General features: G+C 45.1%; 18 protein-coding genes. 3 read left to right on the plus strand and 15 right to left on the minus strand.

The genetic code is table 11. The features are described 5' to 3' along the window. Positions 1–11: 11 nt before the first annotated feature. From NIASO_RS09140 to NIASO_RS09150, 3 genes are read right to left on the minus strand one after another with little or no spacing between them, the layout of a single operon-like run. Positions 12–629: a glycoside hydrolase family 73 protein gene (locus NIASO_RS09140; RefSeq protein WP_008584161.1), complete on the minus strand. Its 618-nt coding sequence runs from the start codon at positions 627–629 to the stop codon at positions 12–14. Positions 630–639: 10 nt separating this feature from the next. After that, positions 640–1281 (minus strand): O-methyltransferase, encoded by a 642-nt coding sequence (locus tag NIASO_RS09145; protein WP_008584159.1) that lies wholly within the window; start codon positions 1279–1281, stop codon positions 640–642. A 15-nt stretch (positions 1282–1296) separates the two neighbouring features. Next, positions 1297–2775, minus strand: a complete 1479-nt coding sequence (locus NIASO_RS09150) for a sodium:solute symporter (RefSeq protein ID WP_008584157.1) — start codon at positions 2773–2775, stop codon at positions 1297–1299. 89 nt (positions 2776–2864) lie between these two features. Between NIASO_RS09150 and NIASO_RS09155 the strand changes: the two genes are divergently transcribed. After that, the gene (locus tag NIASO_RS09155; RefSeq protein ID WP_008584156.1) at positions 2865–3410 is read left to right on the plus strand and encodes an LOG family protein; all 546 of its coding nucleotides are present in this window, start codon (positions 2865–2867) and stop codon (positions 3408–3410) included. A gap of 194 nt (positions 3411–3604) precedes the next feature. Then, positions 3605–4363 (plus strand): geranylgeranylglyceryl/heptaprenylglyceryl phosphate synthase, encoded by a 759-nt coding sequence (locus NIASO_RS09160; protein WP_025298841.1) that lies wholly within the window; start codon positions 3605–3607, stop codon positions 4361–4363. A gap of 66 nt (positions 4364–4429) precedes the next feature. On the opposite strand, the gene NIASO_RS09165 is transcribed toward NIASO_RS09160, so the two are convergent. Together NIASO_RS09165 and NIASO_RS09170 are read right to left on the minus strand one after the other, a co-directional pair. Continuing rightward, a complete protein-coding gene (locus NIASO_RS09165) occupies positions 4430–5155 on the minus strand; it encodes a LytR/AlgR family response regulator transcription factor (protein WP_008584151.1) in 726 nt (241 codons plus the stop codon). A 20-nt stretch (positions 5156–5175) separates the two neighbouring features. After that, on the minus strand, positions 5176–6240 hold the full coding sequence (locus NIASO_RS09170) for a sensor histidine kinase (RefSeq protein WP_008584149.1): 1065 nt from the start codon (positions 6238–6240) through the stop codon (positions 5176–5178). Between the two features lie 216 nt (positions 6241–6456). Between NIASO_RS09170 and NIASO_RS09175 the strand changes: the two genes are divergently transcribed. Continuing rightward, entirely contained in the window at positions 6457–9438 is a 2982-nt protein-coding gene (locus tag NIASO_RS09175; protein ID WP_008584145.1) for a glycoside hydrolase domain-containing protein, read from the plus strand. A gap of 228 nt (positions 9439–9666) precedes the next feature. Here NIASO_RS09175 and NIASO_RS09180 read toward each other — a convergent pair whose 3' ends face one another. From NIASO_RS09180 to NIASO_RS09220, 10 genes are all read right to left on the minus strand, one after another. Further along, positions 9667–12084 (minus strand): outer membrane beta-barrel family protein, encoded by a 2418-nt coding sequence (locus NIASO_RS09180; RefSeq protein ID WP_008584143.1) that lies wholly within the window; start codon positions 12082–12084, stop codon positions 9667–9669. A 983-nt stretch (positions 12085–13067) separates the two neighbouring features. Next, positions 13068–14147 (minus strand): efflux RND transporter periplasmic adaptor subunit, encoded by a 1080-nt coding sequence (locus tag NIASO_RS09185; RefSeq protein ID WP_008584141.1) that lies wholly within the window; start codon positions 14145–14147, stop codon positions 13068–13070. A gap of 45 nt (positions 14148–14192) precedes the next feature. After that, on the minus strand, positions 14193–17423 hold the full coding sequence (locus tag NIASO_RS09190; protein ID WP_008584140.1) for an efflux RND transporter permease subunit: 3231 nt from the start codon (positions 17421–17423) through the stop codon (positions 14193–14195). Continuing rightward, a complete protein-coding gene (locus NIASO_RS09195) occupies positions 17423–18829 on the minus strand; it encodes a TolC family protein (RefSeq protein ID WP_008584138.1) in 1407 nt (468 codons plus the stop codon). Before NIASO_RS09195 ends, NIASO_RS09190 begins: the two co-directional genes overlap by 1 nt. Positions 18830–18856: 27 nt before the next feature. Next, positions 18857–19243, minus strand: coding sequence for a hypothetical protein (locus tag NIASO_RS20195; protein ID WP_157547221.1), 387 nt, complete (start codon positions 19241–19243; stop codon positions 18857–18859). A gap of 168 nt (positions 19244–19411) precedes the next feature. Then, positions 19412–19774 carry a DUF488 domain-containing protein gene (locus tag NIASO_RS09200; protein WP_008584134.1) on the minus strand — a complete coding sequence of 121 codons (363 nt, stop codon included), beginning with the start codon at positions 19772–19774 and terminating at the stop codon, positions 19412–19414. 345 nt (positions 19775–20119) lie between these two features. Then, positions 20120–23656, minus strand: a complete 3537-nt coding sequence (gene smc / locus NIASO_RS09205; protein ID WP_008584133.1) for a chromosome segregation protein SMC — start codon at positions 23654–23656, stop codon at positions 20120–20122. A gap of 453 nt (positions 23657–24109) precedes the next feature. Continuing rightward, positions 24110–25027: a TIM barrel protein gene (locus NIASO_RS09210; RefSeq protein ID WP_025298846.1), complete on the minus strand. Its 918-nt coding sequence runs from the start codon at positions 25025–25027 to the stop codon at positions 24110–24112. A gap of 238 nt (positions 25028–25265) precedes the next feature. Beyond that, entirely contained in the window at positions 25266–25829 is a 564-nt protein-coding gene (locus NIASO_RS09215) for a DUF4256 domain-containing protein (protein WP_008584129.1), read from the minus strand. 55 nt (positions 25830–25884) lie between these two features. Further along, positions 25885–26460, minus strand: a complete 576-nt coding sequence (locus tag NIASO_RS09220; protein WP_008584127.1) for a YdeI/OmpD-associated family protein — start codon at positions 26458–26460, stop codon at positions 25885–25887. Between the last annotated feature and the right edge of the window lie 38 nt (positions 26461–26498).

A 26498-nucleotide genomic window follows, 5' to 3' on the forward strand; every position in this document is an offset into this window, starting at 1 on the left:
GCTTGGCTTGCTTAATTAACGGTCACACCAGGTTGCGCCGCACGTCCGGGGGTTTGAGGGGCGTCGGTATTATCCAGCGCGGCTAAAATGGGTTTCATATCGGCAGGCATTTCTTTTTTACCCAGGCCGATCAGGGTATAGTCTTCAAGATTGTACCGCTCGATCAGCCCGATGATCAGTTGCGGGTATTTGGGATTGGTGGCATAACCGGCCTTTTTTAATCCGTTGGCCCAGCCTTTATAATCGGCGGGATCCAGTTTAAACAGGAAGGCATACCGGTCACGGCTTTTTAAAAAATCCGAATGATCGCGAAAGGAGGACTCGGCGCGCTCATATTTTATAAACCGCTCCTGCGGATGGTCGTCATCATGTAATACATAAGGGCCTGTATAACCGGTCTTACATTTGATGCCAAAATGATTGTTTGATCTTTTTACCAGATCGCCTTCGCCGGCGCTGGATTCCAGTATACCCTGTGCCAGTTTGATCGCCGCCGGCACACCGGTGCGATGCATTTCTTCAATGGCAATGCCCCTGTATTGCCGGATATAGGCCATAACTGTGGCCGATTGCTGGGCTGCAGCAGTAAGGGCCGTAAACAGGGCGATAGTCAATAATATTTTTCGCATCCTCTAATGATTACAATTTGCGCATTAAATAAAGTCCGTCTCTAATGGTCAACACCAGTTTATCAATATCGTTTCTCTGGCGGATGAAATCGTTAAATTCCTTGATGGCTTTGGCACTTTTTTTCTTCGGATTTTCCTCAAAAACCTGACCGTGAAAAAAAATATTGTCGGCTAAGATAAAACCATTTTTCCGAACCTGGCCGATAATTGTTTCAAAATAGGCAATATAACCCGGCTTATCCGCATCAATAAACACCAGATCCCAGGTTTCGTTCAGTTGTGGTAATATCTCTAAAGCATTGCCAATGTGCAGTTTAATCTTATTTTTCAAGGGAGATCTGTCGAAATATCCCTGGGCGATTTTGCCGGTTTCTTCCCTTAGTTCCAGGGTATGTATTTCGCCGTCCTCCGTAAGACCCTCTGCCAGGCTTAAAGCGCTGTACCCGGTAAAAGTGCCCACTTCAAGAATGCGCCGGGGGCGGATCATGTGGCTGATCATTTCCAGTAATTTCCCCTGTACCGGCCCGCTCAACATATGGGGCTCCGGATGATTTTTTTGAGTAAAAGCATCAATTTCCTGTTGTAACGCATCAGGAGGAGAAGAAAAAGAAGCCGTAAATTGCTCCAATTCAACGGGTAGTAAATCCATCATCCAGTTTTGAATGTTTTAGTGCACCGAATCCTGTTCCAACTCCGAATGATCTGTAACAGGCTTGGAGATAGCCAACAACCCTATAAACGTCAGAGCAGCATTAATTATTATGAGCTCCAGCCCTATTTTAAAATCGCCAAAAATTGCAGATTGGTATTTATCGATAAAGAAGCATATGATCGGTGCAATAAAACAAACATAAGGCACCCGTCCATCTGCCGGGCGGCGTTTGGTAAAGATGCCAAAAGCAAACAGCCCTAACAGCGGACCATAGGTATAACCGGCCAGCTTCAGGATGATGCCGATCATGCTGTTATCATTGATCCAGTAAAACAGCAATACCATCAATAAAAACGAAAAAGCTACGATGAGGTGCACTTTCTGGCGGAATTGCTTCTTTTGCTTCTCAGCCATATCGGTCCGCCGCTGCAGCCCCATAATGTCAATACAAAAAGAAGAGGTCAGCGCCGTCATTGCCCCGTCGGCGCTGGGGAATAAAGCCGAAATAAGGGCTACAATAAATATTATGGAAATATAAGAGGGCATATGATTTAGCGCCACATCAGGAAATAAAGCGTCTCCTTTTGCCGTTAGCCCTTCCTGCGCTGCAAACAGATGCAATAACCCGCCCAGGTAAAGGAATAACCCGATCACCACCAGCATAATAAAGGCAAGGGAAACCATATTCTTTTTCGAATCTTTCAGGTTGGTAACCGAAATGCTTTTTTGCATCATTTCCTGGTCGATGCCCGTCATGCTTAGCGTTATAAACATTCCGGCGAGGATCTGTTTAATAAAGTAGCCGCTGGACATAGGATCTGTATTAAAGACCTTTGACAATCCCGCGGAGCGCATGGCATTCAAACTATCGCCAACACTTATATTCATATGTTTCAAAAGAAAAACCGTGCAGATGACCAGGCCCGCCAGCATGCAGGTAGTTTGCAGCGTATCCGTCCATACAATCGTTTTTACCCCTCCCTCAAAAGTATAAAGGATGATCATCACCAGGATGATGACGGTGGATACCCAAAAGGGAATGCCAAAGCTGTCCAGGATCGTGATCTGTAAAATATGCACCACCAGGTATAACCGGGCGGTGGCGCCTACCAGCCGGGATATAATAAAGAACCACGCACCGGTTTTATAGGACAATAGTCCCATCCGCGTTTTCAGATAACCGTAAATAGACGTAAGCTGTAACCGGTAATACAACGGCAACAGCACATAGGCGATCAGTATATACCCGATCATATAACCGAGCACCACCTGCATATAACCAAAAGCATCTTTACCTACCGCGCCGGGAACACTTACAAACGTAACACCGCTTAAAGACGTGCCGATCATCCCAAAGGCTACCAGCATCCAGTTGCTGTTCCGGTTGCCAATAAAAAAAGATTCATTATTACTGTTCTTGCCCGTTTTCCAGGCAACGGCTAATAATAAAACGAAATAGATTATAACAATTGAAAACAGGAATGCTGCCGACATATTACTTAAACATTAAACTTTGGTTTCGAATTAAAATAAGTTTTGAAGATAGGAAAATTTGAATTCCTTTTGTAAAAAACTATTCTCTTATGCCGATACAAGCACTTGCTGTTTTTTGTGGATCAAAAGACGGAAACGACCCATTATTTACGCAACATACGGAAGCACTGGGCACGCTGATGGCCCGGCATAATGTTACGCTGATCTATGGCGGCGGCAATGTAGGTCTGATGGGCACGATTGCCAATGCAGTGCTTAACGGCGGCGGAAAAGTTACGGGCGTGATCCCCCAATTGCTGGCAGACCGGGAGCGATCACACGAGGGATTAACCGAACTATTAATAGTGCCGGACATGCACACAAGAAAACGGAAACTATATGAATGGTGCGATGCCGCGATCATACTGCCGGGCGGTTACGGGACCCTGGATGAATTTTTTGAGATGGTCACCTGGAATAACCTGGCCATTCATGACAAGCTCATTTTCATTTTAAACACCAATGATTTTTACACGCACCTGTTAGCGCATATTGAAAAAATGTACGCGGAAGGTTTTTTGTATGAATGGCCCTGGGAGAAAATTAGAGTGCTGAGCGAACCGGGAGCGTTGTTGCCTTATATCATGTCAGTTTGATAAAACTTATATAGCAAGACAGGTATTCTGCTGATTTTCTGCCAAAACCTCATCTGCGCTTCTTCATGAGCAAATATTTGCGTATTCAGCAGGCTTTTAACACTACATCGACGCACTTTGTGTGCCTTTATTTCCTCAAATACGGGTTTTTTCAGAAAACTTTTGCATTTTTGCAGGAAACCTTCCCTTTCCTGATGAAGATAGACATTTACGGTGGTTTAGTTGAAAAGAAAAAAAATGCCCAAAAATCATTTGCGGTATTAATTGATCCTGATTCAGTTACACCATCCACCCTCGACAAACTGGTTACACTGGCCACAACGGCCCGGGTTGACTATTTTTTTGTGGGAGGAAGCCTGGTATTGTCTACCCATCTGGATGAAGTGATCCAGCAATTGAAAGCTGTTACAACCATCCCGGTTGTTTTGTTTCCCGGCAGCCCTTCACAGGTAAGCAAATATGCGGATGCCCTTTTATACCTGTCGCTGATTTCAGGCAGAAACCCTGAGTTATTGATTGGCCAGCATGTACTTTCTGCACCTTTTGTAAAAAAGAGCGGGTTGGAGATCATCCCTACCGGCTATATCGTTGTGGACGGTGGCGCGCCTACCACGGTTTCGTATATCAGCAATGCAGCGCCGGTACCTTCTGATAAAAATGATATTGCATTGTGTACCGCAATGGCGGGAGAAATGTTGGGCATGAAGCTCATTTATATGGATGCCGGCAGCGGCGCCCAAAAACCGATCACCGAATCCATGATTGGCGCGGTAGCAAAAAATGTGGATATTCCAATAATTGTCGGCGGAGGCATTACCGATCCTGAAAAAGCGTATCTGAACTGCAAAGCCGGCGCTGATGTAATTGTTGTGGGCAACGCCATTGAAAAAGATCCATCGCTGATTACCGAGATCAGCCATGCGGTGCATTCTGCTAAAGCTGCGAAGGTTTAGTTAGTAGGAAATTGCTAGTGGCTGGTAGCGGCCTACTACCTATTTACTACTCATTACTAGCTCCCGTTAAAAGCTCATCATCTCCTTAAACCGTACTGCTTGGCGACGGCTTACTTCAATTTTTTCCCCGTCTTTTAATTCGATCAGCAGCCCGTTATTAAAATAAGGTTCAATTTTGTCGATCATCCGCAGGTTGATAATATGTTTGCGGTTGGCGCGAAAAAAACTTTTAGGGTCCAGCCGTTCTTCCAGGGCATTAAGTGATTTTAAGATCAATGGTTTATTCGTACCAAAAAATACTTTTGCATAATTGCCTACGCTTTCAAAAAGACGTATCTCGCTTAACCGTACAAACCAGCAGCGGTCTCCGTCCTTTACAAAAACCTGGCTGTTTTCCGTTAACAGATCATGATTCACAAAAGAAACGCCTTCGGTTTCTTCATAATCGGGAATATTCAGTTTTTTGATGGCGTCTTCCAGCCGTTTACTGTCAATCGGTTTTAACAGATAATCCAATGCATTTACCTCAAAGGCCTTTAATGCATATTCATCATAAGCGGTGGTAAAAATGACCAGCGGTGTATATTCCAGTTGCTGCAGCAACTCAAAGCCCGATTTACCGGGCATTTGAATATCCAGGAAGATAAGATCCGGCTGATGATGATTGATCTTTTTTATACCGTCCTCCGCATTATTAGCCTCATCCACGATCTCTATTTCAGGAAATTCCAGTAAAAGTTTTTTTAGCTCAGTGCGAGCCAGCCGTTCGTCATCAATTATAATGGTACGCATACTTTTTAGTTCTATTTTATTCAGGCAGGTAATGCTATTTTCGCTTCAACCGTCTCCGGTGTTAATTGTTTTATTTCAAAACCACTACGTCCGGGGTATAATAATTTTAACCGGTCGCGGATACTGTTCAACCCAAATCCGGTGTCTTCGTTTCCGTATACCAGCTTGCCGGTGTTGCGTACACAAAGTTCAATAAAATTATTTTTAATGGTGGCTGCAATGGAAACCACGCCCCCCTTTACTTCCCGCCCGATACCGTGCTTGATAGCATTTTCGACCAGGGTTTGTAAGATCATCGGCGGAATTTGTTTATCCAGCAACTGCTCATCAATATGATAGTCGACCAACAACCGGTCCTCAAAGCGCACCTGCTCCAGCGCCAGGTAATCTTCCACAATTCCCAATTCCTTACGCAACATAACCGTTTCTGTTTTGTGCATGGTGATGCTGCTGCGGAGGATATTGCTTAATTCCGTGATCGCATCGCGGGCACGCTCCGGGTTTTCATCCACCAGCGCCCGGATACTATTTAACGCATTAAAAATAAAATGGGGGTTGATATTTGATTTAATGGTTTTAAGCTCCAACTCCCGCACCACCGATTTTAAACGAAGCGTATCGATCTGTTGTTGCTGATAGTCCCTCTCATAATGATAAATGATATAGACGGCATTCCACAAAAAAATATAAATGCACCAGGAAATAGTACCGTCGATCGACATCAGCCAGATGCCCCTGCGTTTCAGCAGTTCCAATTCCCTGGGCATGAACAAAGAAAAACGGGAAAGGAGCTGGTGTTCAACCAGCCCGCAAAGCAACGCAGTTATAAAGGTCAGCAAAATAAAATTAAGCACCTGGATGCCTATCTTATGATTAAGCAATCCCAGCCCGCGGATAAAAATGCGCATGATATGCGTCATCACCAGCCCTATCAGCACAAAACAGCAGGCCCGTTTAAAAAAAAGACACTGATCCTTTGGGGTATCCAATTTCCCGTAAAGCCAGGCAAAAAACAGGTGCATCAGGAAAAATGCGCCCCACCCCAATAGCTGAAACCACCAGTATTTTGTTTTGCCGGTAAACATGCAACAAAGCTAACCAATTCCCATCCGTCCGCAGACAAAAATCAGTAAGTGGCAAAAATCATTTATAAAAGGTGCGATCAATAGTCAACATACAAATTCCAGGGTTTTCACGAGCACCCCTTTCTCCGTGAATTTATAGTGTACAACCGGTTGCGCGAAAAAGAAACCGTACTGGTTGTGCATTTTTTTTAGATTTGTTTGTTTAAATGCACGAAAATGAAATACCTGTTTTTATTAATAGCGATTGCAAGTCTTAACCAACTCCGGGCCCAGGACATAAAATACACCAACGGACATAACGAATGGAATGCCGATTCACTGGGCAACCACCGGGTGGTGGTAGCGTTTACCGGCACCGGAAAATTTGCAAAAACAACGATAGAATGGCGCCGCCGGGATAAAAACCCCGACCAAAAAAGAATCATTGTGCAGGACGCAAAAACCGGTAAAAAAATATTGAACGTAAAAACAGAAAGTATCAGCAATAAAAACGGGACGTTCATTTTTGAACCCCTGTCCGGACAAGGTACTTACTATATCTATTATCTTGCTTCAAAAAATTCCGGTTCGCCCAATTATCCAACCGTACATTATTTGCAGCCGGAGCAAACTGCATCAAACGAATGGCTGGGTGCCATCCCGGAAGCCTTAAAGATCAATACTACGGTAAAAGAAATTGAATCCATCAACGCCTTCAACAGTTTCTACCCGATGGAGGTAATTGCCACCGGCGCAGAATCTGCGGCGCTCATCAGAAAATACAAAAGAACCGATTATGTTGTATTTCCTGAAGACCGGCAATACCCGGTAAAAATGTTCGACCGTATTCCGTACCGATGGGTACAAAGAGGCGCCGTTACGCAATTCACCGGCAGTGCGTTGCGGGGCGAAAATTATGCGTTGCAACTGAACGTATATGCCTTGCAAAACCTGGAGCAACTGTCCGTCAGTTTTGCGGATCTGAAAGACGCCAAAGGCAATGTAATTGCCGCAAAAAATTTAAGCTGCATCAATACCGGTGGTACCGACTACAAAGGCAATCCGTTTACAAAAATCGTAAATGTCACCAAAGACAGCATACAACCCTTATGGTGCTTACTGGATGTACCGGCCACTGCAAAACCGGGTATTTATAAAGGAGCAGCAACCGTTAAAGCCGCTAATGCAGCGGTTACCGTTGTGCCCATACAACTGACGGTAGGCAACGCACTCGCAAAAAACGGCAATATCGCCGAGCCCTGGAAACAAACCCGGTTAAAATGGCTGAACTCTACAATGGCACAGGAGAACACCGTCATCGCCCCTTATACGCCGCTGGTGTTAAAAGACAATACTATTGACCTGCTTGGCAGGAAAGTGGCGATTGCACCTTCGGGCTTTCCGGCGCAGATCAGCACCTTCTTTAACGAAGAAATGACCGGGCTGCAGAGCGCGCCCAACCTCCTTTTGACAGAACCGATCCATTTTCATTTTTTTGGTGCCGATGGAAAAGAGCTGAAACTAACCGATGGGCCGCTCACTTATACCAGACAAACACCGGGAACGATTGAATGGAACAACGTAAATAAAAATGATAAGATCCAGATGGACCTGCATGCTTCACTGGAATTCGATGGGTTCCTCTCCTACACTGTAAAGATCACGGCCTTGCAGGATATCGATTTTAAAAACATAACCCTGCATATCCCCTTTACAAAAGAATCATCCAAATACCTGATGGGACTGGGCGAAAAAGGGGAACTGCGCCCGGATAGCCTGGCCTGGAAATGGAACGTAGCGCAAAAAAACCAGGACGCCGTTTGGGTGGGCGCCGTAAACGCAGGCTTGCAATACACCTTACGTGATGAAAAATACATCCGGCCGCTGAACACCAATTTCTATTTACAGAAACCGTTATTGTTGCCCACCTCATGGGGTAACGGCGATAAAGGCGGTATCACCATCGCCCAAAAAGGAAAATCGATCCTCGCCGATAATTATTCGGGTGAACGGCATATGAAAAAGGGCGACACCCTGTATTATAATTTCAACCTACTGATAACGCCGTTCCATACCATCAATACCGATTTCCAGTGGGCGACACGGTTTTATCATAAATACGACAGCATCCAGAAAATAAAAAATATCGGGGCCACTATTATCAATATCCATCACGGAACAGCGATCAACCCCTGGATCAATTATCCGTTCATTGAATGGCAAAAAATGAAAAGCTATATCGACCAGGCACATCAGAACGGACTGAAAGTAAAAATTTATAATACCGTAAGAGAATTATCCGATCATGCCTATGAATTGTTTCCTTTAAGAAGTCTGGGCCATGAAGTATATTCCACCGGTAAGGGTGGCGGCTTCAGTTGGCTGCAGGAGCATGTGGATACAGATTATATTGCCGCCTGGTTTGTGCCCGAAGTAAAAGATGCTGCTATCATTAACAGTGGTATGAGCCGCTGGCATAATTATTATGTAGAAGGCATGAATTGGCTGACCCAAAATGTGGGCATTGACGGCATTTACCTGGATGATGTTGCCTTTGACCGCATTACCATGAAACGGATCAAGAGAGTATTAACGGCGGATGGTCATCCGGGTATTATTGATCTGCATTCCGCCAATCAGTTTAATAAACGTGATGGTTTTATTAATAGCGCTAATCTGTATATGGAGCACTTTCCCTACCTGAATCGTTTATGGTTTGGCGAATATTTCGATTACGAAAATAATAGTCCGGCTTTCTTTTTAACGGAGGTAAGCGGCATCCCCTTTGGGCTGATGGGCGAAATGCTGCAGGACGGCGGTAACGCCTGGCGGGGCATGGTCTACGGCATGACCTGCAGGATCCCCTGGACCGAAAATGCAGATCCCACGGGCATCTGGAAACTCTGGGATCAATTTGGCATGCAGGGCACAAAAATGGTGGGCTACTGGGTAAGCAATCCGCCGGTAAAAACAGACAATGAAAAAATAAAAGCCACTACTTATAAAAAAGAAGGAAAAGCGTTGGTATCCATCGGAAGCTGGAATGAAACCGACACCGATGTTTCACTGCTCATCGACTGGAAACAACTGGGCATTGACCCGGCTAAGGCCACCATCACCGCTCCTGCTGTAAAGAACTTCCAGGAGGCACGAAACTTTAAAGTAGGGGAAAAGATTCCGGTGCAAAAGAATAAGGGTTGGTTGCTGGTGATACAATAATAGAAATCGTCTAAACTTTCAGATCCCTTTGCATTTCCCGCAGATCACCGCAGATTTTCGCAGAAAATCAACCTGCGGATATCAACGGCGTATTAAATCTGCCTAAAATCAGCGGGAAAACCAGGTTCATATTGTTTCTATAAAAATTTAAACAATTTTATATAATAAACCATTAAGTTTTTTTCTTAATAGCTTTGGGCTACATTGAAAAATTTAAGATCGCCATCGCTATCTCGCCCTGTTTTTTTCATCAAATTGTATTTCCTTGTCGTAAGATCTTACTTTTTTTCTGCCAAAATTATAGGAGACACTTAAACGCACTCCCCGACTGTCATAGTAATTATTTGCAGTTTGAATATACCGGTCATAATATAATATTGACCGGGTCACCAATGTTTTAAAAATATCTTCGGCTACCGCATTTACAAATAAAGTGTTGTTCAGCAGGCTCCACTTCACGCCTGCCGTAAGATTCGCAAGACCATGAGAAGAAATATTAAATTTTTTAGCGGGAAGAATATGACTAAAGTTGACCAATAGCGAAAAGCTCCTGTTTTTATTTAAGACCAGCGTATTATTTATGTTATAGGAAGAAACAATACCATTTACCGGTCTTACTTCCGGCGCTGATGAAGCCGTTGCAACATAGGAACCCGAACCAGCAATATAAGACTCCCACCATCTACGCAACATAAGGTTCAGACTAAGATTAATTCCCACATTATACTGTGTGTAAAAATTAGCCCAAATCACTTCGCGCACTCCTTTATTCACCAGCGTTATGCGGCTAAACCCATTACTTGTTTTTTGTCCGTAGAGCCTGGCAGAGAACCTGTTTTTAAACAGATAGGCCAATTCAAGGTTCTCGTTATAAGAAGGCCTCAGAAATGGATTCCCCGTATAATAAGAATATAAATTTGAATACCATCTAAAAGGATTCAGCGAAGTAAACCCAGGCCTGTTAATTCGTCGGGCGTAACTAATATTATAAACATGATTTTTCAACTTATACTGGATATAAATTGTCGGGAAAAAATTCCCGTAGTTATATTTATTTCGTTGATTTAATGTACGAGAATAAGCATCTATTGAAGAGTACTCATACCGAAGACCGGCCTTTGCGGACCATTTAGGGTTTATTTGCTTATCAAAACTGGCATATAAAGCCCAATTACCTTCATTATACAAAAAAATATTGCTTCGGCTTTGATCAATTGAATAAACTGAATCAGCGTAATTTAAATATTGCAGATCTGATTGATTCCTGAACCATGTATAGGATGCTCCTAATTCAGTATTGATCCATTTAGAGGGCAATTCCAGGTCGGCTTTTCCGGACCACACCTGGTATCTTGGAGCAGCAGTATTGCGGACTGTATCAGCGGCCGGCCTTACGTTGAATGCCGTTTGAAAATCAGTTGTTCTATCCGGATCGTTATAGAAATAATTGACTCCAATATTTAATTTTTTACCAAGAGTATCCAATCCCACGTCATAATAGAGGTTAGCCGTCTGGCTGAGCGTAATACTATTTTGTTGAGAAGGCGTCGTTAAAATAGAATCTGTATTGTTATTAACCACATAAACAGAACTGTTCTTTTCGGATATAGTACCATAATTTTTGTTTGCATCATATATAAATCCAATATTTGACTTAGACGCAAGCTTATAATTGAGCGAGACACCGCCGCTTAAACCATAATCTCTATCCTTTCTATTTGAAGTACTAAAAATGGAGCTATCCCCAATAATATTAATTATTTCCCGGGCCATCCGCTTCCTGTCGTATTCTGAAGCATGATAAGACATGTTGAGCTTTTTTGATTGATAATTTAGGCGAATGCTATTTGAGTATCCGGGGTAGGTCACTTGCTGATAAGAAGAGGACAAATTTCCGCTCCAGCCCAAAGCCTGATTCTTTTTGAGTACTATATTCAACAAACCACTATTGCCTTCCGCCTCATACTTTGATGGCGGCATTGTGATAACCTCTACTTTTTCAACATCCTCTGACCGGAAGGACTTTAAATAATTCGCTAATTCATTTCCACTTAAATAAACGGGCCGTTCGTTAATCATAACCCTCACACCACCTTTCCCTTGCAAATTAATCGATGATTCGTCGGGACTTACTTGCACCAACGGAACGTTTTTAAGCATTTCCAGCATATTCATTCCCTGAGACGCTATAGATTGACCAACATTGAATATCGTCCTATCTAGCTTACGTTCAATCAAAGGCTTCCTGGCGTTCACCGTTACCGCTTGTAATGTGCGGCTTAAATTTACAAGGGTCGTACCTAAAATAATGTCTTCAGCCTGAACCTGTACGGATGTATCAAGAATACCCCTTCCAAAATATTCTATCAACAATCGATAGTCACCTTCCGAAACAGAAAATCCATACCAGCCATTTTCGTCTGTGCGTACCTGATCAATTATCAAGCTGTCCTTAGGTTCCCGATTAATTGCCTTTAAAACAATAGTTACATACGGCACTCCCTTATGATCGCTGCTATCAACAACCTTTCCAGCAATTTTAAACTGTGCAAAGAGCCCGGTCAAAGGGAAAAAACTAAATATAAAAATCAGCAAAAGGATAACTATTTCCTGTCGCGGGACGGAGGGTTTGACAGCATTCGTCATAAAATTTTCAATAGCGTTTAGTAGTTAGACAGATTCGCTTTTCATTATTATATGTAAATGCTGAAAATGGTAAAATGTTACATTCAGGCAGGGAGTTTTTTTATATTATGCCTCCTTTCTCCTGCTCCATAGGAGCTGCGGATGGGCAACTTATAATAAACCGGTATCCATTTTATTAAAATACTTGTAATGCTGATTGACTGATGGGGTATTGTTGCAGGATCAACTTATAGGCCGGACCGATGGCTCTCTGCTTTTAGTTGCACGCTTTTAACAAGAAACTAAAGTTCCTTGTTAACCCATTAAACCGAGGCTACGCCTCTTCAATCTTCACCGGCTGGAAGGATCTGCCGGCACAATACTATTTTTATATTATAGAAAGCCAGCGGTCCGCCCGGATGAACCGTTCGGACGGGCTTGCGTTCCTCAGGTAACTTCGGAATTTATTCCGAAGTAATGAGCCAAATATAGGAGATTGAGTGCCATCGGCACGATCCATTTCGAAAGCAACGCCAGGCCTGCTATTGCTCTTAGCTAACGAGCACCCCGCCTGCTCTGATCACAATGAAGGAGAATCCATAAGTCCATTATGATAATTTTGATACCGGTTCATTATTATAAACGGATGTTTTGAGGTTGACCCAAAAGCCCCCATTGTCATGCCTCCCGATAGCCATCGCATGTGCGTCAAGATAAAGAACACAATTCAGGCGCTGTAAGCGTCGCGTGTTTATAGTATTCATGATCATCTACGCAACGCATCGGCTCTCCCGCCTCAGCGGGACCGCGTAAACAGCCCGAACAAATACCATTGCGATTGCTATAAACACAACGTGCTCGCAACGGGCTTTTTGGTCAGCCCACGGGTGATAATATTGCCGGCAAACAGTGCCAGGTCGTTTTTATCAGCTCGCATAGTTGTAAGTCAAAAAGCGCTATAAGATTCTAATCTTACAGCGCTTTCATATTTTCATTGGTTCAGCCTACCCCTTTACTGGTATGCCCTCTTCAATTTCATCATTCGCATGGGCAATTACTTTTTCTCCGGGCTGCAATTTTCCAAATACTTCAATATTGCCGTTTCCTTCATTACCGGTGCTTACATCCACCTTTACTGTTTTCCCGTTTCTTATTGCCAGCACATATTTCCGTTCGGTGGAAGTAACCACGGCTGCCCTGGGCACCTGCATACTATTAGCGCTACCCGGCGCATCCACCGCCACATCCGCATACATGCCCGGCGACAACAGGTGCTCTTTATTGGGAACATCTATTTCAATGCGTTCGCTCCGCAATCTTGGATCTACGTTCATCGATTTACGGCTGATCCTGCCCGTTAATTTTTTGCCCGGCAGGGAGCTTACAGAAAAGCTGATGGTGTCTTTATTATCCAGTGCGGGCGCAATGGTTTCCGGCACGTCGATCTGTAATCGCAGGTGATCCACCTCCTTAAGTTCCAACATCGGGATGTCCTTTACCGATGCGCTTACAAGGGCTCCCACGCTCACGCTTCTTTGCGTAATAACGCCTGAAAAAGGCGCGCGCACTCTTAAATACGAAAGCATGGTCTGCTGCATCTGCCAGTTGTTTTTTCTGGCTTTGCTCAGGGCAAGCGCTGAAGTTACTTTTGTTTTTGAAGTGGAAAGGTCCATCGGGGAAACAGCCCCTTCCGTTTGCGCCGCCTCCTGCAGGCGGTTGTACCGCTCCTGGTCGATACTGAAGGAAGCTTTTGATTGTTCGAATTCTTCTTTTGCCTGCAAAGAGGCCTGCTCCAGCTCCGGTGCATCCAGCGTCATCAACAGATCACCCGTGTGCACTTTTGAGCCAATATCTACCAACACCGTTTTTACATACCCATTTACTTTGGGAAAAATACTTACTTCCTGGTAGGCGGCCAACTGTGCGGGCAATTTTAGCCGGGTAGCAATGCCACCTGTGGTTACCGTGCCTACTGCATATTGTTCCATTGTTTGTTTTATCACTTTTTTTTGTTTTTTTTCTGCATTGGCCGAGCAAGACACCAACGCCAGTACGACGGCCGCATATAGTAAAGAATATTTCATGTAGCTGTTTTTATTTGATTTTACGTATATCATTTATAAACTTTTTTAAACTTCAGATTGGCCAAAAACCACCTCGTCCTCCGGTAATAATGAAGGAGTCTGATAGGATACTTTTTCCTGCAACCAGGCATATACCAAAGGCACTATATACAAGGCTGCGATGGTTGAGGCAATGATACCGCCGATCACTGCCCGGCCCAGCGGAGCCGACTGATCGCCTGCCTCCCCCAATCCGCTTGCCATGGGGATCATCCCTGCAATCATGGCAAAACTCGTCATCAATATGGGGCGCATCCGGATGCTTGCCGCCATGGTAGCCGCTTTGTATGGATCATGGTATTCGTGTCTTAACGATTCCGCGTTGGTTACGATCAGGATCGCATTGGCTACCGAAACACCCACCGACATAATGATACCCATATAAGACTGCAGGTTGAGCGTGGCCCCGGTGGCCAGTAATAACAACATTGCGCCCATCAATACCGAGGGCACGGTAGACAGGGTTGCCACCGCCAGCCGGAACGACTGAAAGTTGGCGGTCAGCAACAGCAGGATCACCACAATGGCCACCAGCAGCCCGTTCTGCAGCGAGCTAAGGGTTTCCGTAAGCAGGGACGACATCCCTTTAATTTCCGCTACCAACCCTTTGGGCGGCGTGCCCATTTCCTTTATTGCTTTATTAACCGCATCCGCCGCGGAACCCAGATCCTTTTTGTAGATATTAGCGCTTACCGTTAGAAACCTCCTGGGGCCGGAACGATCGTACTCTCCCGGAAGCGGCACTACAGAAAAAGTAGCTATATCCGAAAGCACCGGCCGTGATTGCCCATGTATCAGCGGTATGGATTTGAGTTGTTCCAGGGAATTCATCAGGTATTCCGGCACTTCTACCTGCACCTGGTAGGTGTAGGCCACTTTGGGATCCAGCCACTGGATCTTTTCGGTAAACCGGCTGGAGGAAGTGGCATCGGTTATACTGCGGGAAACATCATTAATGCTCAATCCCATCTGCGCCAGTGTTAGCCGGTCGATATTGATCTGCACCGTTGGAAAGTGCAGCGGCTGCACGATCGCAACATCCCGCAGGAAGGATACCTGTTTTAGTTTATCCACCAACTGCTCAGAATACTTTTTGATATTATCAAAATTTTTCCCTGCCACACGTACTTCAATCGGTGTAGAAGCACCCTGCGCCATGATCTTCTCCGTCAGTTCTATCGGTTCAAAAGAGATATGCACTTCGGGATAATCCTTTTCTATAACCTTGCGTAATTTATCTTTCAGATCGTCAAGATCCGTTTTATAATCTTCATTTAAATTCAACTGCAGCACCGCTTCGTGCGTGCCGCTGTTAAATACATAAAGATTGCTGGTTCCATAACTGCTGGGGATCAGTCCCACATAGGCAGAGCTGATCGCTACATTTCCCCCGGTTGTAGAATCAATAAGCGCCAGTATCGCTTTAACCGTACGCTCTGTTTTTTCCAGCCGGGTACCATCCGGTTCTTTTATGCGCACCTGCAATTCACCGTTATTGGTCTTGGGCAACAGGTCTTTTCCAATCACGCTAAAGCAAAGTCCTACTACCAGCAGCGTTCCCGCAAGGTATATCCATACAATCTTTTTCCTTTTGGGCATTGCTTTACCAATGCGTTTCTGGAATTTTATTTTGATCCGCTCAAAGAAACTGTTCTCTTCGGGGTGGGCTTCATCCTCCTGCTCATGCAGGGTCACCTGCCTGTTTTCCGCTGCATCCAGCGCCAGGCCTGCATGTGCATGTTCTTTATTATGGTGATATTGAAATTTTTCCGCTTTTAACAACCAGTTGGAAATAACCGGCACCAATGTTTGCGCTGCCACGTAGGACACAATCATCGCAAATCCTATTGATAAGGAAAGCGGTAGGAACATCGCCTTTGGCACCCCACTCATCACAAAAGAAGGAGCAAATACCGCCAGGATACAAAGCAGGATCAGTAGCAGCGGAAACGATATTTCCACACAGGCATCCAGGATGGCCTGTCGTTTCGGTTTGCCCATCTCCAGGTGCTGGTGAATATTTTCGATCGTAACCGTTGCCTGGTCCACCAGTATCCCTATGGCCAATGCCAGTCCGCTCAAAGTCATAATATTCACGGTTTGCCCCATCATATTTAAAAACAGCACGGCTCCCAATACCGAAACGGGGATCGTAATGATCACCACCAGGCTGCTGCGCCAGTCCCGCAGAAATAACAATACCATCAGCCCCGTCAACAGCGCACCCAACGCACCCTCTGTCATCAGGCTTTTGACGGAGTTCATTACAAACACCGACTGATCAAAAGCATAACTGATATCCATGTCATCCGGCAACAGGCTCTTCATTTCAGGGATTGTCTTTTTCAGTGTTTGTACCACCGACCAGGTAGAGGCATCCGCTGTTTTTACCACGGGTATATACACCGAACGCTTGCCGTTGATCAGCGCATAATCCACCGTTACATCAGCCGCATCCGATACCGTCGCCACCTGGTTCATAAACACCGTATTGGTGCCATTGGTAATAACCGGTATCTTTTGAAATGCTTCCACATTATTTTCCAGCGTATTTACTGTTGTTACATACATCAGGCTATCCACGCGCAGGTTGCCCGAAGGGCTCATGGCATTATTTTTTGTGATAGCGGCAACGATCTGATCGGGAGAGACATTGTACTGGCGCAGTTTCCCGGGGTCTACGTTTACGACGATGGAACGCGAATTGGCGCCAAAGGGTGGCGGCGCCGATAATCCTGGGATCGTAGCAAACATAGGCCGCACCCGGGTTACGGCCAGGTCGTAAATTTCCTTCAGCGATTTTGTTTTACTGCTGAATACCAGTTCCCCTACCGGCAGCGAAGAGGCATCAAAGCGGATCACCTGCGGCGGCAAAGCCCCCGGGGGGAAGAATTTTGAGGCGCGGTTCACCTGGAGGGCCACCTGGGCAGAGGCCTCCGCCATATTCGTTCCTTCATAAAAGGATAGTTTAATAAGGGTAAGCCCCTGGATATTTTTACTTTCTATATTTTTAATCCCGTTTACATATAAAAACTGATCCTGCATACGGGTGGCAAAAAAACCTTCCATCTGCTGGGGGCTCATACCTCCATAGGATTCGATAACATAGATGGTGGGCAAATTCAGTTTGGGAAAAATATCAATGGGTATGGATCGTATGGCCATTATTGAAAACAGCAACAGCCCTGCAAACAGGACGATCACCGTTACAGGTCTTTTTAGTGCAGCCTTTATCATTAGTATTCCAGGTTTAAGGATTGAATAAATTGATCGAGCGTACCGGTTGCCACGGCCTTGTTCAGCAATGCCAGGTACCAATCGGTATTGGACTCTATATAATCGATCTGTGAACGGTACAATACAAATGAAGCATTGGTGAGATCGATAAGCGAGATCAATCCTGCTTTATATTGTGCCATTTTCTGACGGTAGACCACTTGCGCAGAGCCGAGTTGTACCGGTATTTGCTTTAAATTGGCCCGCGCTGTTTGCAGCTCATTATCGGCCTGCAGGGTTTGCGATTGCAATGCCTGGCGCTCCTGCTCCCATTCCTGGTTGCTGGCTTCCGTTGCGTACCGGTTTTCCGACAGGCGGTCTTTTTTATAGATCCCGTTCAGGAAATTATACGTCAGCGCAATACCGGCCAGGTAATTGTAGCGCTGATAACCCAGCCCTGTTGCCAGCGGCTGATAATCGTTACTGTATTGAATGGACGATCCGCGCGCCCAGGCGCTTGCCATCAGGTGCAGCCGTGGTAAAAAGCTTTTGCGGATCAGGGCCTCATTTACCCGGAAGCTGTTGGTGCGCATCTGGTAATATTCCAGCACTGGGTTATGAATAGAGTCGATGGGAAAATTCATCACCGGTGGCACCGGATGCAGGTGCCCGTAAAAAGAAGTATCAACGTTGATCTGCTGTGCCGGGAGCCCGGTTAAAAAAGCCAACTGCTCCTTATACTGATTGATGATGCCCAGCGTTTGATTGTAACCAATGTTTGCTTTTGACAACTCCGCATTGGCCATTGAGGAATCGGCGCCGGCGATCAGCCCGCTACCACTCAATGCATATATTACTTTATAAATACTGGTATACCGGTCTATATTCTGCTGATCGGTGGTTAGCTTAATTTCATATTTCAACAGGTTCAGGTAAAGCAGCACCAGCTTTGCTTTCACGGTATAAAGGTCTTTGGAAAGATCGGCCTGGTTCAACTGAATATCCGACTGCGCCGCATTTATTTTCGCCTGGTTCAGTCCAAAGTTCACCAGACTGTAATCACCTGAAACCACCGCAATATTGCCGGTGGCGGCCTGCATATTATTAGCCGCTGTAATACCGCCGGATGCAGAAGGAATTAATCCCATACTAAACAATGCACCTGAAAGGGAATTGTCTGTACCAATATTTACTTCATCGGCCCCGGCAATAACCGGGAGAAAAGAATGTTTAGTGGCTGTAAACCTTGCCTGTGCTGCATTTACCAGGGCCTGTTTTTGTTTCAACAGGGGAAGATTGGTTTTAGAAGCAGCGATCAGGTCCAGTAAAGTAAGGTGTGTTTGCGCCGATGCGGAACCGCCCCCCCATAAAAGAAGCAGGCCCATACCCATTAGCGCAAAGCACCTTCTTTGTAAGAAAGTACTCATGTAAAAATCTTTAGTTAAAAGAAAAAATTAGACTTGAAAAAAGGGCGCCATTGCAGGAGGGCCCCGTAGCGCGGAGCAATAATAGGTAGTGGTATAAAGCGCGATCGCAGAGCGATCATATTGCTTCCTGACAACAAAAAAAGTAATAGCAATTAGAAATATAAACGCCGCAATGATCAATGCCGGCTGTAGCTCAAAGCGCTTATTTAATTGCTTGGTAGTATGGGAATGACTATGAGCAGTGGTAACCGTTTTGGCTTTTGTGTTGGAAGTAACCTGGTGCGCAGACGGCCACTGGTATTCCCGGGCGCTGATGCTTCGGGCGTGAAACTGAACAAAAAAGAAACAGGCATAGAGCATTAGTAATAATGCCCTGAAAAGAATATCTGCAGTCCTGTTCGCTCTTATTCTCATCTATAATGAAAATTCCGGGCAAAGTTAAAGGATTATAAAGCGCGTTTTTTCTTTATTCGATACCGCTCCTCCTTTTTTAGAATAATTTTAAAGGATTATGACAAAAGCTAAAAATGATTTAATAACAATTGTTCGTTTATCCTCTTTAAGATGTCGGGTCGGTTTCTATTATTTTTTTGTGTGTATCTTTTCCAAAACCGCTTTTAAAACAACGGCCTGGTTGTGTACCTCATCCTTTGCACCATACAAAAGCGTGATTAGCTTATTTGCCTTGTGTTCCTGCACAAAGGCGTCCACAGCGCTGTTAGCCTGCAATTCCTCCCGGTATTTTTTCTGAAACGCCGCCCATTTTTGCGGATCATGATCAAACCATTTCCGCAATGCACCGGATGGCGCGAGTTCTTTTGCCCACTCATCGATGTCCGCGGTAGCCTTCTTTACCCCGCGCGGCCATAACCGGTCTACCAACACCCGGTACCCGTCTGAAGGATCCGCTGGCTCGTAAATGCGTTTCAATTGGATTTTGGGCATGAGGTTACTTTATTCCCCTAAAGTTACTAAAAAAATGGCAAGGCTTCTATTGTGCACTTATAGGGGCCGGCTTCAGTACTACTATCGGCTTTACTTGTTCCGATAGCAATCGGAACACTCTTCAACTTCAGTGCAGCTATCAGCATTATTGCGTGCAACAAAAAAAGATTATCTCAAAAAGACAAGCACAATTGTCTTTTCTTGTAAAATGATTTAGATGTATCCGGCCTGTGGTTTCAAAACTTTCTTTGTAAATATCGCCCGAGCGATAGAATAATGCTGCGAGGCGAAGGACGCCTCGCAGAGCGGTTCAACAGGTGGCAGCATAAAAAGAATATTATAAAATTAATTCTGCGCCGCCGCCAGGCTTCTGAAGTCCACACTTACCAGTTTACTTACGCCGGGTTCCTGCATGGTTACCCCATAAATAACATCCACCGTGCTCATAGTGGTTTTGTTGTGGGTAACGATGATGAACTGCGAGTTGTCACTGAACTGGCGGATCATGTTGGTGAACTTGCCCACATTGGCATCATCCAGTGGCGCGTCAACCTCATCCAGGATACAGAAGGGTGCCGGTTTAATCAGATAGATCGCAAATAATAAGGCGGTGGCGGTCAGGGTCCGCTCTCCCCCGCTCAACTGCGTTAACGATGTGGGCCGTTTTCCTTTAGGCTTGGCAACAACGTCAATGCCGGTCTCAGCAAGGTTTTCAGGGTTTTCCAACACCAGGTCGCACTGATCATCCTCGGTAAACAGGGATTTAAATACCTGCATAAAATTCTCCCGCACCTGGTTGAAGGTGTCCAGGAATTTTTGGTTGGCGGTGGCTTCTACTTCTTCAATGGTTTTCAGCAGACTTTCCTTCGCTGTTACCAGGTCACTTTTTTGCTCCACGATAAACTCATACCGTTTCTTCATTTCGGTAAATGCTTCTATCGCGGTTGGATTTACCTCGCCCAGGTTCTCCAGGCGTTTCTTCATACGGTCTGCTTTTTCCTGTAGTTCTTCCGTTGCTGTTTCCGTGTTACGCGGATCATCCAGAATATCTTCGATCTGGATCTTAAACTCCACATTCAAACGCTCCCGCGTTCCTGCCAGTTGCAGTTTAAGATCATTTAGTTTGTCTTTAATGGCCGCCAGCAAATGCTCTACCTGTTCTTTTTCCCTGATCTTATGGCGCAGTTCACTTTCCTTTTCGTTCAGCAGGTTGCGCATATTATAGTAGGTCTGGTCTGCCTCGTTCAATATTTGCTGATCCCGTTCCCGGTTGTGGATCAGTTCCAGCAGGGCCTGTTCTATTTCTTTTAGCGCGTTGCCGGAATTCACGATATCGCTGCCGGTATCGGAAAGTTGAACGGTACTTTGTTCAATCTGGCGCTTCAGTTCTTCCAGTTGGTTGGATTTGAATGCTAATTCCTGCTTCAACGCCGTTACCTTACTTTGCTGGCGGGTAACATTCAGGTTAAACTCATTAAATTCGGCAGAGGCCTGCTGATACTGGCTTTCCGCTTGCTTAAAGGCAGCTTCCGCCTCCGCCAGCTTATTGGCGTTCAACTGCAATAGTTCATTAAATTCGGCCAACGACTGGCGTACCCCCGCTACGGAGCTTTGCGTATGCTGCAATTGGACCAACAATTCTTCCATCCGGTTCCGGGCGGTGCTTTGCTGGCTCTGAATATTTTCGGATCGGTTTTGCAGCGCAAAAACCATATTCGTCAGTTCCTGTATTTCTTTCTGCGTTTCTTTAATGGCATTTTCGCGCAGGTCTTCATTAAATGCGATCACTTCGTTATGCCTTGTCTGGATCTGTGCACGTAATTCATGCACCACTTCGTCCTGCTTTGCAATATCTCCCTGCAATTTTTCCAGGTTCTTTACCCTCCCGATCTTCTTACCCTCAATGAGTCCCACGCTGCCTCCGGTAAGCGTAAATTTACCCTTTACAAACTTACCTTGCTTTTCAATCACCACCGATCCGTTGCTGTTTTCCAGGGCTTCTTCTCCTTCCGCAATAAATACATTGCCCAGCAGATGCTCCGCCAGTTTGCGGTACTTTCCTTCTACCTCGATCACTTCCAATGCAGGAGTAGCGCCCTGTAAGCTGTGTCCATTCCCATTTCCGGCAGCTTCCTCAATTTTATTCAAAAGGAAAAAGTTAGCCTTCCCTTTTTTCTGATCGCTTAACAAATGAACCGCCTGTAATCCCTGTTGCAGGTTGTCGATGACATAATAGTTCAGGTAAGGTTCCAATACATTTTCCAGCGCCGTACGGTATTCTTCCTTTACATAAAGGATATCAGAAAGGATCGGCGCCTGGGTATTCCATTCTTTATTATTGTGTAAGAACTTAACACTCTCCGGGTAGCCTTCCATCGAGTCGATCATACTTTTTAGCAGGTCGTGCTCATTACGTTTGGCATCCAGTATACGGGTTTCATCCGCCAGTTGATTGCGCAATTCTTCTACGATACCCTGGGTTTGTAAGATCTGTTCTTTTGTATGATCATGATGCGCCTGCAGTTGTTCCAGCGACTCCTTCTTTTCTTCCAGTTCCTGCTCTTTTTGCCGGCGGTCCGTTTCTATTTTTTGCAGTTGCTCTTCCCGCTGTGCTGAATCATCCTCTATCTGCGTAAGGGTACGTTGCAGGTTTTGAATAGAAGTATCGGCTACCGCTACTTTCTTCTCGGCTTCAAATTGTTCGCGCTGTACCTGCTGGTATTCCACACGCAACCCGTCCATACTTCCGCGTTGCTCATCCAGCACATTGCGTTTCACCGTTACTTCGTCGCGAAAGTTTTCCAGTTGCTCTGTCAGCCCTTCATAAGCGCCTTCTTCTTCAGCCACCTGCGACTGGGTAAAGGCGATGCTTTCCTCGATGCCTTTTAACTGCGCATCGGATTTTGCGAGGAACTCCTGCAAACCGGTTTCTTTTTCTTTCAAATATTGCAAACGCTGCACTGCCAGGTTCTTGTCGCCTTCTTTCGTACGCACCTGTTGCACCAATTCATTATAAGCCGCCTGCATACTTTGCAGGGCGCGCTCTTTTTCAATAAACACCAGCTTTTCCTGCTCAATATTGGATTCGCCTGTAGCAATCGCTGCTTCCAGTTGCACTACTTTATCGGTTTCCGTCTGCTGCTGTTCGTTTAATTCTTTGTAGGTAAGATTAAATCCCTCCAGGGCGGCTTTAGCCAGTTCAATACTTACCTCGCGGTATTCTTTTTTTATCTCGTGGTATTTCTCTGCCTTTTTCGCCTGGCTCTCCAGCGCTTTTAACTGGTTATTGATCTCAAACAGGAGATCCTCAATACGGTTTAAGTCTTGTTCGGTAGCGTCCAGTTTCTGGCGGGCTTCTTTTTTACGCGTTTTATAGATGGAAATACCCGCAGCCTGCTCCAACATCCGCCGGCGGCTATTATCCTTGTCTTTGATGAGGTCGTCCACCATATCCAATGCAATGATGGCATAAGAATCGGTGCTTACCCCTGTATCCATGAAAAGATTCTGGATATCTTTCAGGCGGCATTGCACGTCATTCAGGCGGTATTCACTCTCCCCGCTTTTGTAAAATTTGCGGGTGATCCGTACGGTACTAAATTCAGTAGGCAACAGGTTTTTGGTATTTTCAAACGTAAGGCTTACTTCTGCCAGGCCGCTGGCCGACCGGGTTTTCGAACCATTAAACACCAGAGAATCAAGGTTTTCGCTTCTTAAATTGCTGATCTTTTGCTCACCGATCACCCAGCGGATGCTATCCACAATATTGGATTTTCCGCAGCCGTTCGGTCCCACAATGCCGGTAATATTATCATCAAAATTGACGATCGTTTTATCGGCGAAACTTTTAAATCCTTTTATTTCCAGACTTTTTAAACGCACAATGTTCCTAATTTAATGTACTGGCGAAAATAACGGTTCCCGATACAAAACAGAAGCCTGTTTATGCACACCAAGCGTGGAAAAGAGTCGCAAAATGTGGAAAAGAGGTGGATAACCCAAAGGAGCTGTTTCGGGTTATGGGTTAAAGATTCAAAGCTTAACGCGAAACGCATAATGCTAAACGCCAGGTACCTGATCCTAGTTTCCCGTTTCTCGTTTGACATTTAACGAAAGACCTTAAGTTTTCAGAATAATACATCTCATTTGAAAATATATGATGGCTGATTTCTGATCTGCGATTTGAATGGCAGATCAACAACCAAACCCAGGCTGCAATATTCGTCAGACGTGAGACGACAAACAACAGCCCGTATCCCGCATTAAGCCTTAAGCGTTCTGCATTAAGCGACAAGCGTCAGATAAGAAACATCAAACCCAAAATGCTCTGTTGTTCTAGTACCCCCACTTATGCATCGCCTGCAGGTCCTGTTTAGCCGCCTCCAGCGGAGTGAGGTCCTGGTAAGATTCCTGCTCAATGATAAAATATTTAGTGCCGCCTTTTGCCGCAGCAACCCGGAGCACTTCCTGTATGCCTACAATACCTTTACCCAAAACAGTGCTATCGTACCCATCGTTCATCTCGCCTTTGCCGGGACTTTTTATTTCATCCTTTACGTGTAATAATTCGAAACGACCGGGATATTTGTTCAGTATATTCAACGCACGACCACCGACCCCATACATATTGCCGGTGTCTAACTGTTGCGCCACCAGAGAAGGATCTGTGTGTTTCAAAATAAGATCGTAAACGGTTGACCCGTTCAACACCGCCGTAAACTCAAAATTGTGATTATGGTATCCGAATTTCATGCCGGACTTTTTACACAGGGCGCCGCAGCGGTTAAATACGTCCAGCCATTTTAGTAACCCATCATAATCCTTGCGCAGGTTCTCATCCAGCCAGGGGCTGATCACAAAACGTTGTTCCATGACAGCGGCGTCTGCTATTGTTTGTTTCCAGGCATCCGTAAAATCTTTTTTAGCCTCATCCCAATGCTTCCCGTTCAGCACTGTGTGGCCGCTGGGCATTTTTAACCCCAGGTCATCCAATATTTTTTTAAACTCCTTTGCAGGATAGCCATAAAATTTCCCATCGCTATACCCGGCATGCTCCACATACTTATAACCAAATCCTGCTAATTTTTTCAAGGTTTCCAACGGCGCACTGCGCATATCTGCACGAACCGAATACAATTGCAACCCGGTGATCTTTTCTTTTGCTGCGGCTGCGAAAACCCCTTTTGAAAGCAGTGCTGTACCTGCCACCGCTAAAGTACTTTTCTTAATAAAATTTCTTCTGGATGTTTGCATATGACAAAATTGTTCCGGCAATTTAACGATTTTGAGTGAGGTAGGAGAACAATTAGAGCGAATACGTAAAATAAACACCGCCACGAATGCACGAATGAATCTTTCAGGCAGTTATGGCGCTGACTTAACAACAAAACCACAGTGGGCCCGGACGGAGGTTTAGCAAAGAGTTAATCAAAGCATCTTCTCCGTTTTCTCTATGGTTTAAAATGGCTCTTGAGACAACTAACAATATTGTTCATACTCTTAACAGGCCGCGAAATCCTCTTGCTGCGTAATAAGATTCTGCGCCGTTATGATACAGGAAAACCGTGTCGTAGCGGCGATCACAAAAAAGCGCGCCGCCCAACTTTCTGATACCTGGAGGTGTTTGCACCCAGCTTGATGTTTTCATATCAAATTTCCCCAATTGCTGCAGCTTCCGGTATTGTTCTTCGGTTAAAAGTTCAATGCCCATTTCGGCTGCCAGCTCTCTGGCGCTATTGGCGGGCTTATGTTCTTTTCTTGATGCCAGGGCCTCCAGATCATAACAAAGACTTCTGCGCTCTTTGGGACTTTCGGCGGAGCAATCATAAAAAATACAGGCGCCTGTTTTCTTGTCGAAGTCCACCACGTCGGGTTCTCCCCCGGTGCGCTCCATTTCGTTCAACGACCATAATTTTGCAGGATGCGCTTCCAACCGTGTCTGCACATCGGCCCATTTCACGCCCTTATGACGGGTGCTGTTTTTATTAAACCGATCTTTCAGCAAGCTCAATAAGGCTGACTGTTGCTGCGCTGATATGCTTTTTTTATTGTTCATGTGCTTCTATTCGTTTTAAATAATTTTCCGGTTTTTTCATATTCCCCGGAGGCCCTTAGTCGTCCAATCCTTTCCCGTCAAGGATTTGCTGAACAGACTTCTCAACTCGCGCCACTCTCGTTTTTAACAATTTAGCTTGCCCGAAATAAAAAAGATAGGCCCGCTGGCGTCCGGGGGTCAGTGCATTAAAGGCAGTCTTCAGCCCCGGCGTTTCTTTTAGTTTCATCTGAAACTCTTCCGGGATCTTATAATCGACGGTTTTTTTTAACCGCACTTTCAGTCCTGCTTTTTCCACTTCAATGGCTTCATAAATATAGGCCTTCAGCGCAGCTACATGATCCGTTATTTCCTTTAGACCAGTAAAGCGTATCTGCCGTGCCGATTGTACATTCTCCGTTTGCCGGATCAGAAGGCCTTCCGTATCCTGCAGCAATGCCCCTTTAAAAAATAAAAAGGCACAGTATTCTTTAAACACATGAACTAATACAACGTTGGCCCCTTCAAAAGTATAACAGGGGCAGCCCCATTTCAATGCTTCTGTAAGCCCGCAATCCAGGGCAATCTTCCGCAGTTTTATTATTTCTTTCTGCCATTTTCCTTTATTAAAATAGAAGTCAACTTTTGGGTCCATGGGTTTATAATTTTATGTTCATGCCTTAACCAATACTA

The organism is Niabella soli DSM 19437 (assembly GCF_000243115.2).
Lineage (GTDB): Bacteria > Bacteroidota > Bacteroidia > Chitinophagales > Chitinophagaceae > Niabella > Niabella soli.

Coding starts and splice junctions, on each gene's coding strand:
- NIASO_RS09140 (WP_008584161.1), bottom strand. CDS start 629: ATGCGAAAAATATTATTGACTATCGCCCTGTTTACGGCCCTTACTGCT.
- NIASO_RS09145 (WP_008584159.1), bottom strand. CDS start 1,281: ATGATGGATTTACTACCCGTTGAATTGGAGCAATTTACGGCTTCTTTT.
- NIASO_RS09150 (WP_008584157.1), bottom strand. CDS start 2,775: ATGTCGGCAGCATTCCTGTTTTCAATTGTTATAATCTATTTCGTTTTA.
- NIASO_RS09155 (WP_008584156.1), top strand. CDS start 2,865: ATGCCGATACAAGCACTTGCTGTTTTTTGTGGATCAAAAGACGGAAAC.
- NIASO_RS09160 (WP_025298841.1), top strand. CDS start 3,605: ATGAAGATAGACATTTACGGTGGTTTAGTTGAAAAGAAAAAAAATGCC.
- NIASO_RS09165 (WP_008584151.1), bottom strand. CDS start 5,155: ATGCGTACCATTATAATTGATGACGAACGGCTGGCTCGCACTGAGCTA.
- NIASO_RS09170 (WP_008584149.1), bottom strand. CDS start 6,240: ATGTTTACCGGCAAAACAAAATACTGGTGGTTTCAGCTATTGGGGTGG.
- NIASO_RS09175 (WP_008584145.1), top strand. CDS start 6,457: ATGAAATACCTGTTTTTATTAATAGCGATTGCAAGTCTTAACCAACTC.
- NIASO_RS09180 (WP_008584143.1), bottom strand. CDS start 12,084: ATGACGAATGCTGTCAAACCCTCCGTCCCGCGACAGGAAATAGTTATC.
- NIASO_RS09185 (WP_008584141.1), bottom strand. CDS start 14,147: ATGAAATATTCTTTACTATATGCGGCCGTCGTACTGGCGTTGGTGTCT.
- NIASO_RS09190 (WP_008584140.1), bottom strand. CDS start 17,423: ATGATAAAGGCTGCACTAAAAAGACCTGTAACGGTGATCGTCCTGTTT.
- NIASO_RS09195 (WP_008584138.1), bottom strand. CDS start 18,829: ATGAGTACTTTCTTACAAAGAAGGTGCTTTGCGCTAATGGGTATGGGC.
- NIASO_RS20195 (WP_157547221.1), bottom strand. CDS start 19,243: ATGAGAATAAGAGCGAACAGGACTGCAGATATTCTTTTCAGGGCATTA.
- NIASO_RS09200 (WP_008584134.1), bottom strand. CDS start 19,774: ATGCCCAAAATCCAATTGAAACGCATTTACGAGCCAGCGGATCCTTCA.
- NIASO_RS09210 (WP_025298846.1), bottom strand. CDS start 25,027: ATGCAAACATCCAGAAGAAATTTTATTAAGAAAAGTACTTTAGCGGTG.
- NIASO_RS09215 (WP_008584129.1), bottom strand. CDS start 25,829: ATGAACAATAAAAAAAGCATATCAGCGCAGCAACAGTCAGCCTTATTG.
- NIASO_RS09220 (WP_008584127.1), bottom strand. CDS start 26,460: ATGGACCCAAAAGTTGACTTCTATTTTAATAAAGGAAAATGGCAGAAA.